The 11,837-nt window shown below is 63.0% G+C and carries 15 protein-coding genes; 4 read left to right on the top strand and 11 right to left on the bottom strand.

Annotated elements, in window-relative coordinates:
• Positions 1-24 precede the first annotated feature (24 nt).
• From G3572_RS00490 to G3572_RS00505, 4 genes are read left to right on the top strand one after another with little or no spacing between them, the layout of a single operon-like run.
• Positions 25-240 carry a twin-arginine translocase TatA/TatE family subunit gene (locus G3572_RS00490; protein ID WP_100198133.1) on the top strand — a complete coding sequence of 72 codons (216 nt, stop codon included), beginning with the start codon at positions 25-27 and terminating at the stop codon, positions 238-240.
• Positions 241-278: 38 nt separating this feature from the next.
• On the top strand, positions 279-827 hold the full coding sequence (gene tatB / locus G3572_RS00495) for a Sec-independent protein translocase protein TatB (RefSeq protein ID WP_164608722.1): 549 nt from the start codon (positions 279-281) through the stop codon (positions 825-827).
• Complete coding sequence (gene tatC, locus G3572_RS00500; protein ID WP_164608723.1) at positions 824-1,741, top strand: twin-arginine translocase subunit TatC; 918 nt, start codon at positions 824-826, stop codon at positions 1,739-1,741. The genes tatB and tatC overlap by 4 nt, the downstream gene beginning before the upstream one ends.
• Complete coding sequence (locus tag G3572_RS00505) at positions 1,738-2,577, top strand: ATP-binding protein (RefSeq protein ID WP_164608724.1); 840 nt, start codon at positions 1,738-1,740, stop codon at positions 2,575-2,577. Before tatC ends, G3572_RS00505 begins: the two co-directional genes overlap by 4 nt.
• 69 nt (positions 2,578-2,646) lie before the next feature.
• Here the strand turns inward: G3572_RS00505 and G3572_RS00510 are convergent, their stop codons facing one another.
• From G3572_RS00510 to bchL, 11 genes are all read right to left on the bottom strand, one after another.
• On the bottom strand, positions 2,647-3,120 hold the full coding sequence (locus G3572_RS00510; protein ID WP_164608725.1) for a c-type cytochrome: 474 nt from the start codon (positions 3,118-3,120) through the stop codon (positions 2,647-2,649).
• Positions 3,121-3,234: 114 nt separating this feature from the next.
• On the bottom strand, positions 3,235-4,446 hold the full coding sequence (gene hemA, locus G3572_RS00515; protein WP_164608726.1) for a 5-aminolevulinate synthase: 1,212 nt from the start codon (positions 4,444-4,446) through the stop codon (positions 3,235-3,237).
• Positions 4,436-5,278, bottom strand: a complete 843-nt coding sequence (gene puhE / locus G3572_RS00520) for a putative photosynthetic complex assembly protein PuhE (protein ID WP_164608727.1) — start codon at positions 5,276-5,278, stop codon at positions 4,436-4,438. Before puhE ends, hemA begins: the two co-directional genes overlap by 11 nt.
• A 99-nt stretch (positions 5,279-5,377) precedes the next feature.
• Positions 5,378-6,478 (bottom strand): magnesium-protoporphyrin IX monomethyl ester (oxidative) cyclase, encoded by a 1,101-nt coding sequence (acsF, locus tag G3572_RS00525; RefSeq protein WP_164608728.1) that lies wholly within the window; start codon positions 6,476-6,478, stop codon positions 5,378-5,380.
• Positions 6,475-6,771 (bottom strand): hypothetical protein, encoded by a 297-nt coding sequence (locus tag G3572_RS00530; protein WP_164608729.1) that lies wholly within the window; start codon positions 6,769-6,771, stop codon positions 6,475-6,477. The genes acsF and G3572_RS00530 overlap by 4 nt, the downstream gene beginning before the upstream one ends.
• 14 nt (positions 6,772-6,785) lie before the next feature.
• Positions 6,786-7,253 (bottom strand): photosynthetic complex assembly protein PuhC, encoded by a 468-nt coding sequence (gene puhC, locus G3572_RS00535; protein ID WP_164608730.1) that lies wholly within the window; start codon positions 7,251-7,253, stop codon positions 6,786-6,788.
• 9 nt (positions 7,254-7,262) lie between these two features.
• A complete protein-coding gene (gene puhB, locus G3572_RS00540; protein ID WP_205518394.1) occupies positions 7,263-7,937 on the bottom strand; it encodes a photosynthetic complex putative assembly protein PuhB in 675 nt (224 codons plus the stop codon).
• 67 nt (positions 7,938-8,004) lie between these two features.
• Positions 8,005-8,772: a photosynthetic reaction center subunit H gene (puhA, locus tag G3572_RS00545; RefSeq protein ID WP_164608731.1), complete on the bottom strand. Its 768-nt coding sequence runs from the start codon at positions 8,770-8,772 to the stop codon at positions 8,005-8,007.
• 19 nt (positions 8,773-8,791) lie between these two features.
• Complete coding sequence (locus G3572_RS00550) at positions 8,792-10,231, bottom strand: PucC family protein (protein WP_164608732.1); 1,440 nt, start codon at positions 10,229-10,231, stop codon at positions 8,792-8,794.
• Entirely contained in the window at positions 10,228-10,896 is a 669-nt protein-coding gene (bchM, locus tag G3572_RS00555) for a magnesium protoporphyrin IX methyltransferase (protein ID WP_164608733.1), read from the bottom strand. Before bchM ends, G3572_RS00550 begins: the two co-directional genes overlap by 4 nt.
• Before the next feature lie 2 nt (positions 10,897-10,898).
• Positions 10,899-11,801 carry a ferredoxin:protochlorophyllide reductase (ATP-dependent) iron-sulfur ATP-binding protein gene (gene bchL / locus G3572_RS00560; RefSeq protein WP_164608734.1) on the bottom strand — a complete coding sequence of 301 codons (903 nt, stop codon included), beginning with the start codon at positions 11,799-11,801 and terminating at the stop codon, positions 10,899-10,901.
• Between the last annotated feature and the right edge of the window lie 36 nt (positions 11,802-11,837).

Raw genomic sequence — 11,837 nt, forward strand, 5'->3', positions numbered from 1 at the left:
GCCCGGTCAGCAGGAGGATTTGACATGCTGAACAACATCGGCCTTCCCGGCCTTCTTCTTATTGCGGTTGTGGTGCTGGTCCTGTTCGGGCGCGGCAAGATTTCTTCTCTTATGGGAGAGGTGGGCAAGGGCATCACCGCCTTCAAAAAGGGTGTGAAGGACGGCTCGGAAGAGATTGAAAATGCGTCGACAACGCCCGTGCGTGATGTGACGCCCGCGCCGGAAAAAGACAAGATCTGATTAGCCGACGCGCCTGAGCGGAAAGGGAGCCCTGCGCCATGTTCGACTTTGGCATGTCCGAATTGCTTGTCATCGGTGTTGTCGCGCTGATCGTGATCGGCCCGAAGGACCTGCCCGAGCTGTTTCGCAGCCTTGGCCGCTTTACCGCCAAGATGCGCGGCATGGCGCGCGAGTTTTCGCGGGCAATGGAGGCTGCGGCCGACGAGGCGGGGGTCAAGGACGTTGCCAAGGATCTGAAATCCGTCACCTCGGCCAAGTCCATGGGTCTTGACGCCGTGCGGGAGGCAACCGCCAAGTTTGAAAAGTGGGACCCGCTGAAGAATGCGGCGCGCCCGACCGCCACAGCGCCAAAGGCCGAAGCGGCGTCAGATGCGACGGCTCCGGCGGCATCTACCGCACATGGGCCTGCGACACAGGCCCTCGCCGAGGCCAAGGCGGCGCGGCACGCCATCGTCAAGGAGGCGACCGAGAAACTGCGCAAGGCAGACCCCGTCGAGACGCCGCTTGACCAAGCCGTTGCCGAACCGAAAAAGCCCCGCGCCCCGCGCAAACCGAAATCCGACCAGACCCCCAAGGCCGACGCATGACCCAGTCCGACGAGATCGATGACAGTTCAGCCCCGCTGATCGAGCATCTGGCGGAATTGCGCAACCGCCTGATCTGGGCGGTTTCGGCCTTTGTCGTGGCGATGGTCCTGTGCTTTCTGGTGGCAGAGCCGATCCTTGCCTTCCTGCTCGGGCCCATCGAAGACGCGATGCGCAATCTGGGGAACCCCAACCCCATCATGCAATACACCGCCCCGCAGGAGTATTTCTTTACCCTGATCCACATATCCGTGGTGGCCGGGCTTGCGCTGTCATTTCCGGTGATTGCCTACCAGCTATGGCGCTTTGTGGCGCCGGGGCTGTATCGCAACGAAAAGAATGCCTTTCTGCCGTTTCTGATTGCCTCTCCGCTGTTGTTCATGCTGGGCGCGGTGTTTTCGCATTACATCGTGACGCCTTTGGCGATGGCATTCTTCCTCGGGTTTGCCGACGCCACTTCGGTGGTTTCCGTGCTGCTGCCGGCGCTGTCCGACGCGCCGATTGCCGATGTTCCGGTGGCGACGCCCTTGACCGAGGCGGTGCAATCGCAGGGCATCGAGATTGTCTTTCAGGGCAAGGTCAACGAGACGCTGGATATCTCTCTCAAGCTGATCATCGCCTTTGGCCTGTGTTTCCAGCTTCCTGTCTTGCTGACCCTGATGGGCAAGGCGGGGCTGATCTCGTCGGCCGGTCTGGCAGGCACCCGCAAATATGCGGTGGTCCTGATCCTGATGGTGGCGGCGCTTGTGACGCCTCCGGATATCATGAGCCAGCTCATCCTGTTTCTTGCGGTCTATCCGCTTTACGAGGTGTCGATCTTCCTGATCCGGCGGATCGAGAAGAAGCGCGAGGCCGAATTGCGGGCGCAGGGCCTTTGGGAAGACCCCGAGGCCGAGGAAGAAGATCACAAGGCATGACGAAAGACGCGCTGACCCGGATTGCCGAGGCGTTGGAGCGGCTGGCCCCTGCGCCGCAGCCTGCCCCCGATTTCAACGCCGCCGATGCCTTTGCATGGCATACCGACCCTGACCGGCTCGAGCCGGTGGCGAAGGTGGCGCGGGTAGACCTGTCCTTGCTGGTGGGGGTGAACCGGTCGCGCGATACGTTGCTTGAAAACACACGTCATTTTGCGCGCGGCCTGCCTGCCAACAATGCGTTGCTCTGGGGGGCAAGGGGGATGGGAAAGTCTTCGCTTGTCAAGGCGGTCCATGCGGCGGTGCGCGCCGAGGGCCTGCCCCTCAAGATCGTGGAACTGGCGCGGGAAGATTTGCCATCGGTCCAGCGCTTGCTTGCGCTGCTGCGCCGTGCTGGGGACCGTTTCATCCTGTTTTGTGATGACTTGTCCTTCAGTCACGATGACCAGCATTACAAATCGCTCAAGGCGGTGCTGGATGGCGGGATAGAGGGGCGGCCGGAGAATGTGCTGCTTTACGCGACCTCCAACCGCCGCCATCTGATGCCCCGCGACATGATCGAGAACGAGCGGTCGAGCGCGATCAATCCGTCAGAGGCGGTGGAGGAAAAGGTTTCGCTGTCAGACCGCTTTGGCCTGTGGCTTGGCTTCCATCCGTGCAGTCAGGACGATTATCTTGACATGATCCGCGGCTATTGCGCCGCACATGGCGTGAGTGTTGCGGAAGACCGGTTGCGCGCGGAGGCGATCGAATGGCAAGCGACGCGCGGGGCGCGCTCGGGCCGGGTCGCCTGGCAGTTTTTCTGTGATCTGGCCGCGCGCGAAGGTATCCGCCTCTGACGTGCTCCTCTCGTCCATGCAAAAGGCCCCGGAATCATCCGGGGCCTCTGCCTGTGTAGATGGTGGCGATCAGTTGGTCGCGGCCGGTGCCTCTTCGCCCTCCACGGCGGGAGAGAGCGAGGCGATATAGGCCCAGACATCAGCCTGTTCCTTGGCATTGCCCAGCTTGAACGACATTTTCGAGCGTGCGCCATTGTCATTCAGACGAGCCTTGAGGAATTTTGCCGGATCGGCCACGTATTCGGCAAAGCTCGCCTCGTCCCAGACAAAGCCGGTTGCCCCGAGGGCGACGAGAGAGTCGCCATAGCCGTTGAAATCGGCTTGGGTGCCTGCCGCGCGTCCGGGCAGACCATAGAGGTTCGGTCCGGTCTTGGCGTTGCGACCGCCCAGCACGTTACCATCGGCATCCGCGATGACATGGCAGGTCTGGCATTTATTGAACACACGTTCCCCGGCCGCAGCATCGCCGGTCGGATCTTGCGCAAACGCGGGTGCAGCAAGGGCGAACGACGCGAAAGTCAGGGCAGTCAAAGCGAGTCTCATTGGGATCCTCCCGGAAGTATTGCGTATGGAAACATGGACCTGCTGTTGGAAAAAGCAAGTCACGCCAGCGTGCGCCCCAAGAAATTCGGCTGCGCAAACGGGTAGGGTGTCGGCTCAGGCAACGGCATGGGCGAGAGCGCATTGCCGCCAGAGCGAGGAAAGAGCGGTGACCAGATGATCGATGTCAGCGTCCGAATGCAGCGGCCCCGGGGTGATGCGCAACCGCTCTGTGCCTTTCGGAACCGTGGGATAGTTGATGGGCTGCACATAGATGCCCCATTCGTTCATCAGGATGTCGCTGATCATCTTGCACTTGACCGGATCACCGATCATCACCGGGATGATATGGCTGCCATTGGCCAGATGCGGAATGCCCGCCGCATCGAGGCGCGCGCGCAAACGGGCGACGCGCTGCTGCTGTTCCTCGCGCTCTGCGGATGACTCCTTGAGGTGACGGATGGAAGCCGTCGCCGCGGCCGCAACTGCCGGGGGCAGGGCGGTGGTAAAGATGAACCCCGAGGCAAAGCTGCGCACGAAATCCACCAAGGGTGCCGAGCCGGTGATATAGCCGCCGACACAGCCAAAGGCCTTGCCCAGCGTGCCCTCGATCAGATCGATCCGGTGCGCCAACCCCTCGCGTTCGGTCACGCCGCCGCCGCGCGGGCCATACATGCCCACCGCGTGCACCTCGTCGATGTAGGACAGCGCGCCATGTGCTTCGCAGACCTCGACAATCTCGCGGATGGGGGCCACGTCGCCATCCATCGAATATACGCTTTCAAAGGCGACGATCTTGGGCCGGTCGCCCACGGCATGCAGCTTGCGGTCCAGATCGCGCCAGTCATTGTGCCGCCACAGCACCTTGTCGGCGCGCGAATGGCGGATGCCTTCGATCATGCTCGCATGGTTCTTTTCATCCGACAGGATGACAGCGCCCGGAATGCGCGCGCCCAGCGTGCCGAGTGCCGCCCAGTTCGACACATAGCCCGAGGTGAACAGCAAGGCCGCCTCCTTGCCGTGCAGATCGGCCAGTTCGCGTTCCAGCAGGATATGGTGGTGATTGGTGCCTCCGATGTTGCGCGTGCCACCCGCGCCCGTCCCGCAGGCCCGCACCGCATCGACCATCGCCGTCACAACCGCCGGATGCTGGCCCATGCCCAGATAATCGTTTGAACACCACACGGTGACATCGCGCAACTGCCCGTCCTTATGGTTGTCCGCGCGGGGAAAGTTGCCGCAGCGGCGTTCCAGATCGGCAAAGACGCGGTAATTGCCTTCAGCTTTCAGGGTATCCAGATGGTTGGTGAAGAGGGCGTCAAAGTCCATGCGGGGTCTCTTTCAACGTCGTGTGCAGGGCGGGCTTGAGCTTGCCTTGCAATTGCGGTTTGCGCTCGGGCAGCATCCAGCGCCAGAGCTTTTGGTCGGGAAGCGGGATCACCATGAACCAGTGCTCCAGAAGTGCGAGCAGGGTCAGGGCAGACAGCAGGGTAAAGCCGATTGTCGCGCCCTCGCTGGTGGCGCTGTAGGCACGCTCCAGCCAGCAATAGGATGCATAGCTGAGCAGGGTGACCGAGATCGGGAACACCCAGTTCATCGGCGCACGGCAGAAGTGGCTGGCCAGATGCGACAGGGGACGCGGCAGAAACTCGGTATGGATGCGCGGCACACCGAAAAACAGGTTCAGCTTGGCCGAGATGCGCGCAAAGAACAGGATGGCAAAGGTCCACAGCCCGAAGATGTTGGGTGCACCGTCCGACAGGATCACGATGGTGGCCAGAAGGGCGATCAGCACCGTCTCGTGCCACAGGATCGTGCCGACCGCGCGGAAAAAGCGGCTGTGCAAGGCGGCGTCGGGAGGGCAAGGGCGGGTGTTGGGCCCGGTGATGATGCCGGAGAGAAAGGCCAACTCCACCCAGCCCCAGACCGCCAGAGCAGACAAAAAGGCAAGATAGGCCCCGAGTGCCGATGTGTCGCGCAGTGTCTCGTTCAGCCCGATGATCCCTGCCAGCAGCAGAGGCAAGCCCAGCAGAACCGACCAAAGATGCGCGTCATGGCCTTCGTTATCGGCCCGGCGCACCCGCCACAGGATCAGCCCCGTGGAAAACCACCACAGGAAAATTGCTGACAAGGCCGCGACCCACGGGTTAGTCAAGGACATACGTGGCCCCCCTGTGTCCAGAGGGGCCACGCGCGGCGGCGGGACGCGCCCATCCCGCTGCCGCAATCACCGCTTTCGCGGCGATATGGGTGATCACGGTCAATACGCCGGCTCCAGCCGCACCGAGGCGGGCGGGGTAGTATGCTTGACCGGGATCAGATAGAGGGAGGCAAAGGCGGTCAGCGCCCGCACCGTGCCCCAGGCTTTGGTCAGACGGCCCGAGAGACCGCCCTGCTTCGCGCCGCGTTCCATGTCCAGCATGGCCGCATTCATGCGGCGCAGACCGGGGATCCAGCGCGGATGGTCGATGTCCAGTTCCACCGGGAAAACCTGCCGCGCGATGGCGCTGGTCTTGCGGAACACTTCCTGGTCATACCAGTCGATGTCGACCCCAAGGGCCTCGTGGAAATCCTTGCGGGCATGATCGCGCACCCACATCGTGGAATAGACCGCCGTAAGAAAGAAGCGGATCCACAGCTTGTTCTGCCAGCTTTCGGTCAGCTTCGGGTCGGTGCGCATCAGCAGGGCAAAGGCCTCGCCGTGGCTGAACTCGTCATTGCACCATTCCTTGAACCATTTGAAAATCGGATGGAAACGGTGCTCGGGATGTGCCTCGAGATGGCGGTAGATGGTGATATACCGCGCGTAGCCGATCTTTTCGCTGAGGTAGGTGGCGTAATAGATGAACTTAGGTCGGAAATAGGTGTATTTCTTGGCCTTGGTCAGAAAGCCGAGGTTCACCGCAACCCCCGCCTCGCGCAGGGCGTCATTGATGAAACCGGCATGGCGGGCCTCATCGCGGGCCATGTAGTTGAACAGCTCGCAGATGTCGGGGTTGTTGCCGCGGCGCTTCATTTCCTTGTAAAGCACACAGCCCGAGAATTCGGCCGTGCAGGATGACACCAGAAAATCGATGAACTCGGCCCGCAGATGCGGGTCCATGCCGGCCCAGTCGACCTGATCCCAGTCGGCGTTCTTCTTGAAATGGCCCTTGTTTGGGTCAGACCGCATCTGTGCGATCAGCACATCCCATTCGGCGCGCACCGGCGTGACATCGATGCGGTCCATCTCGTCAAAGTCGGTGGTGTAGAAGCGCGGGTTCAGCAGCGTGGTGTCGGTGGCCATCGCGGTTGTGTCGAATTTGCCTGCGAGCTCCGCGTGCAATTCGCCATGCGTGGTGTCGTGTGTGGCGTCTTTCATACCGTCAACTCCTCGCTGAAGGAAAACTCACACAGTTCCATGAAGTCGAAATCCCCCGTCAGCCGGACCCACTGGCGCTCGAGCCATGTCGCGCGGGTGATGGTGGCGACGCGGTCTTCGATGACCAGTTCGCCATAGGCTGCCAGCACCGGCGCGCCATGCACCAGCACCTCGTCGCCCGGATGGACGACCGCACCGTTGTTGAAACGCACGTGTGCATGCAGGGCCTCGAAGCGATGGCTCACTTCGACGGTGCAAGGCACCTCCTCCTTAGCTCTTGTAAAAAGTCGCATGATCTTGGTTCCCTTTATTTTGCTTGGTCGAGCAGCCGTTCGAACGCGGCTTTGTTTTCACCCCCGAAGGCATAAAGCTCGGCGCTCCAGCCCGTGGTGGGGTCTTCGGCCACAAGGCGGCCGTTGTCGTAGCGCACGATCCGCATCGGCGGATTGCCCGTGACTTTCGCCACAAGGCGCGCGCGCGCCATTGCGGATTGGATCACGGTGATGAAACCGCCATGCGGCAGATCCAGCAGCAGGGTGCCGTCAGCATCGCGGACCACAACCGCCTGTGCTGACTTGCCTTCGAGAACCAGCCACCGCTCTGAGACGGCGGTTGCGGCTGGCGGGACGCCCACATGGGGGCGTTTGGTGATGACGGACAGACTGACAATCGCCAGCGTGCTGACGGCGAGGGCGAACATCGCCCACAACAGCACGCGGGGGATCATTTCTCGCTCGGGCGAAGGGCGCTCGGCCAGGGTGCGAAGCTGTGCCATAGGGGCCTCCTATTCCGCCGCCATCACGGCACCCGAAGGGGCAGCCGCGGTGACAACAGGTTCGTTCAGCTTGGCTTGTGCCGCATCGGCCAGGAGTCGCGCGACATTCTGCGCATCGGGGATGCAGCGGAAGGCGGGCTGTGTATGTTTGGCGAACCCCGGTCTGAGATGGGGCCAGAGCACCGCGAAAGACAACCGCACCCCGTCGGTGATCTCAAGCGCTATGGTTCCGGTGCCGCCGGGGCGCAGGTCAAGCCGGGCGGTCGCAATGCGCAGGAAGGGGATGGTGTAGGTCACGGGCAGTGCCGCACCGATCCGCATGATGACGCGGGCGGAGGTGATGGTGTAGATCGAGGCCCGAGCCTGCGCCCACGCCAGTGCGTAGATCACGGCGTAACCCGCGCCCGCCAGCGCCAGATAGGGCAGGGCGGTGGCCAGCATCAGGGCGCTGCCGCCGTCTGCATAGGCCCCGCCCGCGCGCCACAGGACGATGACCAGCATATAGGCCAGAATCCAGTTGATCTTGTAGGCCTCCCGCGCAAGCGCCTTCGCCTGCGGCTTTCCTTGCCAGAGGATATCTTCCCCCTTGGGCAATCCGGCGGGAACTCCGGGCATGATCTCGAAGTCAAAATCCCTGTCGATCGGTCTGTCGAGGGCTTTGCTGCTGGTGGTCTGGTCTGACATCTCAGACCCTCCGTATCTGCGGGTAAGACGGGGCGGCGCGGGCGCGCGCCGCCCCCCTTTGCTGTGATCAGTAGCCGTACTTGCGGTTTGTGGCGTACAGCCAGCCCGAGGCGACATAGGCCGAGATCTTCTCTTCCTCGAGTTTGGTCACCGTCGTCATCGACTTGGTCGCCGGGATGGCGGCAAACTGGTCAGAGGTGATCGAGCGCACGCGCACCCGATCTGCCCAGATACGGGCAAGGGTCATCGGGATCAGCCGACGCTCGCCCGAGTTCAGTTCGACCTCGAGGTAGCGGACAAGCTGTTCGGGTGCATCGACCCACATGTCGCTGATGCGGCCCACAACCTCCAGATCGGCGGCTTGCACCGGCAGGCCGCGCGGATCGCGTCCGGCGCTGATCGAAAAGCCCTTGGCATGTGCCATCGGGACGATCTTGGCATGACCGTGGCCGTCAAGCTCCGGCTCATCGCGGCGCGGGGTCCACGAAGCGGGGCCGACGCCATCGAGCATCGGATTGCCGGTCGGTGCGTGGGGGAAGCCCTCGGACACGGCGGTGCGCGCCAGCGCCAGATCGGTGCGGCGATGCTCGGCCTCGTTCTGGGCCGAAGGCACGGTCACGCTGCCCTTGCCGTTCGGCAACAGGAAGGTTTTCGGCTTTGGCACCGGAAACGGTCCCTGGTTCGGCGCGGGCAACCCGTCTTCGGTTTCCAGCGGATAGCCTTCGCGCATGTTTTCGGTTTGCAGGTAATAGATCAGCAGGGCGAAGAAGCCCCAGAACAGCCAGATCGACAGGCTTGCCAGATCAAAGTTACCAAAGAAGTTCACGCCAACCATGGATTGGTCCTCCGTTTATTCAGGTTGGGAATTCGGCAAGGGCCAGTTTGCCCCCGTCGGCGTCCGGTTTCGGTGAGGTCAGAATGCCGACCTTGACCAAGGGGCCAAGGGCAACAAGGGTTGCAAAAAGCAACCCGATTTCAAGGTGATAGACAACAGAATAGCCAAGGCTGGGGTCTGTCAGGGCCCCGAGTTTTCCGCTGGTCGCCATATGGCTGACGACGTCGCGCAACGTGCCGCCGATCAGGATGGCAAGCCCGGCGGCCGTGGCCTGCGCCGCGCCCCATGCGCCAAGGGCCAGACCAGCCCCGGCCAGCCCGCGCGCGGGCACGGTCATGGCTGCGGTCAGGGTGGAGATGCCGAACAGCCCCCCGCCGAAACCGATGCCGAAAGCCCCGGCATAGAACACCAAGGTGCTGTCCAGCGGCGCGGCAAAGATCACGCAGGAAAATGCGGTGATCCCCGCCAGAATGCCCCGTGCCGCCATCCGGTAAGGGTCAAGCCCGTGCATCAGCCAGCGCGCGGCCAGCAGGAAGCCGATCAACGCGCCGCAAGCCCATGCGGCGGTCAGCAAGGTGGTCGCCCCGACCGACAGGCCGAGGATCTCGCCGCCATAGGGTTCCAGCAAGACGTCCTGCATCTGAAACGCCAGCGTGCCGAGCACGACCACAGCCAGCAGGCGCCCCGCCGTGCCGCCCGCCAGCAGATCACGCCACGCATCCCGGAACTGCGGGCGCGGCTCTTCGCGTTGTGCCTTTGTCATCGGCGCAACCTTTTCCTGCTTCCACAGGGCGACGATGTTCAAGACGAGTGTGGCGGCGCCACAGCCCTGCACCACGCGCACCAGCGTGATCGGGTCGTAATCGTGCAGCAGCCAGCCGACGATCACCGCCGAAGCCCCCATGCCCACCAGAAACATGATGTAGAGCAGGGCAACCACGCGGGGCCGCGTCTCGTCGCTCGCACGGTCGGCGGCAAGCGCGAGCCCTGCCGTTTGCGTCATGTGCATGCCGATGCCGGTCATCAGAAAGGCCAGCGCCGCCAGAACCTCGCCCGCCCAGGCCGGGCCGAGGTATTGATCGCCCGACAGCACGATCAGCGCGAAAGGCATCACCGCCAGCCCGCCCATCTGCCACAGGCTGCCGAACCACAGGTAAGGCACCCGCTTCCATCCGATCGCACTGCGGTGGGTATCAGACCGATGGCCCAGAAAGGCCCGGAACGGCGCCACCAGCACCGGAATGGCAATCATCAGCGCGACCAGCATCGCCGGGATCGACAGTTCCACGATCATGACACGGTTCAACGTGCCCAGCAGCAGCACCGTGGCCATCCCGACCGAGACCTGGAACAGCGACAGCCGCAGCAACTGGCCCAGCGGCAGCCCGTCAGAGGCCGCATCCGCGAAGGGCATCCATGCGGAGCCCAGCTTTGCGATGTCCTTCCTGCGCAGGATCATGGCCGAAACTCCAGACATTCCGAGATGTAAAAGCCGCTGTCGATCCGCCCCACCCGTGCCAGCCCGTCCCCTGTCACCTTTGCCAGATCTTCGTAGGCATGAGGGATCATGGTCGGAGAGCGGTCTGCCCGTGGAAACAGCTTTCCGGCCATGAAGAAGGCCATCAGGAACGGCGTGCGGGGGGCAACGGTGAACACCACCTTGCCCTGCGTGCGCAGTGTCAGGCGCTGCAAGATGGCGCCAATATCGTGGGCTCGGTAATAGATGAGGCTGTCCATCGCGATCACATGGTCGAAGCTGCCCAAAGCCTCGTCGGTCATGTCGCCGGCCGAAAACCTTACCTGCGCGGCGTGGCGCGGGTCCAGCCGCTGCTGCGCGATGGCGATCAGCTGCGGCGAGATATCGACCGCCACCACCTCGGCCCCGCGCCGCGCCAGTTCTGCGGTCATCAGGCCTGTGCCGCAGCCCGCGTCCAGAATTCGCGCGCCCGACAGATCGCCAGGCAGCCGCGCCAGCATCATTGCGCGCATCGCATCTCGCCCCTCGCGCACTGTCTGCCGGATCCGGCTGACCGGCGCGTCAGAGCACAGGCGCTCCCACACCTTGGTGGCGCTGCGGTCGAAATAGTCTTCGACCCTTGCACGGGTGGCGTGATAATCCGCCATGATCAGTCAAACCCCAGAAGTTCGAAAATCTCGCGGTCAGGCAGCGGGGACGGGGTCGAGCCGGGGCCCTGCACCGAGCGCCACAGCGTGTCGGCCAGCTTCATGTATTCGGCCCGCGCCATCACCACATCTTCGGCGTCGTCCATCTCGAACAACGTCTTCTTTTTCAGGCGACTGCGGCGGATGGCGTCGATGTCGGGCATATGCGCCAGACGGTTGAAGCCCACACGCGCGCAATAGCGGTCCACCTCATCGGTCTCGCGCGAGCGGTTGGCGACGCAGCCTGCCAGTTGCACCTTGTAATTGCCCGATTTGGCCTGAACCGCCGCGATGATCCGGTTCATCGCGTAAATGCTGTCAAAGTCATTCGCGGTCACGATCACCGCGCGGTCGGCGTGCTGCAACGGCGCGGCAAAGCCGCCGCACACCACATCGCCCAGCACGTCAAAGATCACCACATCGGTGTCTTCCAGCAGATGGTGCTGCTTGAGCAGCTTCACCGTCTGCCCCACGACATAGCCGCCACAGCCCGTGCCCGCAGGCGGCCCGCCGGCCTCCACGCATTTCACTCCGTTGAAGCCCACCGCAACATAATCCTCGGGCCGCAGTTCCTCGGCGTGAAAATCCACCTCCTTCAGAATGTCGATCACCGTCGACTGCAGCCGCCCGGTCAGGGTAAAGGTGCTGTCATGCTTGGGGTCGCAGCCGATCTGGAGCACGCGCTTGCCCATCATCGAAAACGCCGCCGACAGGTTCGACGAGGTGGTCGATTTCCCGATCCCCCCCTTGCCATAGACTGAAAACACCTTGGCGCCTTCGATCTTCAGCGATGCATCCTGATGCACCTGCACCGATCCGTCGCCGTCAAGGCCTCTCAGGTTTGGTATCTCGTCACGCGGGCTCATTGTCCGCTCCTTTCCAGAGGCGGGCACGCCTCCATT

Source organism: Pseudotabrizicola algicola (assembly GCF_010915705.1).
Taxonomy (GTDB): Bacteria; Pseudomonadota; Alphaproteobacteria; order Rhodobacterales; family Rhodobacteraceae; genus Pseudotabrizicola; species Pseudotabrizicola algicola.

What these genes read in the sequence shown, in the direction of transcription:
- G3572_RS00505 (WP_164608724.1), top strand. Translation starts at nt 1,738, where the DNA reads ATGACGAAAGACGCGCTGACCCGGATTGCCGAGGCGTTGGAGCGGCTG.
- tatC (WP_164608723.1), top strand. Translation starts at nt 824, where the DNA reads ATGACCCAGTCCGACGAGATCGATGACAGTTCAGCCCCGCTGATCGAG.
- G3572_RS00510 (WP_164608725.1), bottom strand. Translation starts at nt 3,120, where the DNA reads ATGAGACTCGCTTTGACTGCCCTGACTTTCGCGTCGTTCGCCCTTGCT.
- tatB (WP_164608722.1), top strand. Translation starts at nt 279, where the DNA reads ATGTTCGACTTTGGCATGTCCGAATTGCTTGTCATCGGTGTTGTCGCG.
- puhC (WP_164608730.1), bottom strand. Translation starts at nt 7,253, where the DNA reads ATGGCACAGCTTCGCACCCTGGCCGAGCGCCCTTCGCCCGAGCGAGAA.
- bchM (WP_164608733.1), bottom strand. Translation starts at nt 10,896, where the DNA reads ATGGCGGATTATCACGCCACCCGTGCAAGGGTCGAAGACTATTTCGAC.
- acsF (WP_164608728.1), bottom strand. Translation starts at nt 6,478, where the DNA reads ATGAAAGACGCCACACACGACACCACGCATGGCGAATTGCACGCGGAG.
- G3572_RS00530 (WP_164608729.1), bottom strand. Translation starts at nt 6,771, where the DNA reads ATGCGACTTTTTACAAGAGCTAAGGAGGAGGTGCCTTGCACCGTCGAA.
- bchL (WP_164608734.1), bottom strand. Translation starts at nt 11,801, where the DNA reads ATGAGCCCGCGTGACGAGATACCAAACCTGAGAGGCCTTGACGGCGAC.
- G3572_RS00490 (WP_100198133.1), top strand. Translation starts at nt 25, where the DNA reads ATGCTGAACAACATCGGCCTTCCCGGCCTTCTTCTTATTGCGGTTGTG.
- puhB (WP_205518394.1), bottom strand. Translation starts at nt 7,937, where the DNA reads ATGTCAGACCAGACCACCAGCAGCAAAGCCCTCGACAGACCGATCGAC.
- G3572_RS00550 (WP_164608732.1), bottom strand. Translation starts at nt 10,231, where the DNA reads ATGATCCTGCGCAGGAAGGACATCGCAAAGCTGGGCTCCGCATGGATG.
- hemA (WP_164608726.1), bottom strand. Translation starts at nt 4,446, where the DNA reads ATGGACTTTGACGCCCTCTTCACCAACCATCTGGATACCCTGAAAGCT.
- puhA (WP_164608731.1), bottom strand. Translation starts at nt 8,772, where the DNA reads ATGGTTGGCGTGAACTTCTTTGGTAACTTTGATCTGGCAAGCCTGTCG.
- puhE (WP_164608727.1), bottom strand. Translation starts at nt 5,278, where the DNA reads ATGTCCTTGACTAACCCGTGGGTCGCGGCCTTGTCAGCAATTTTCCTG.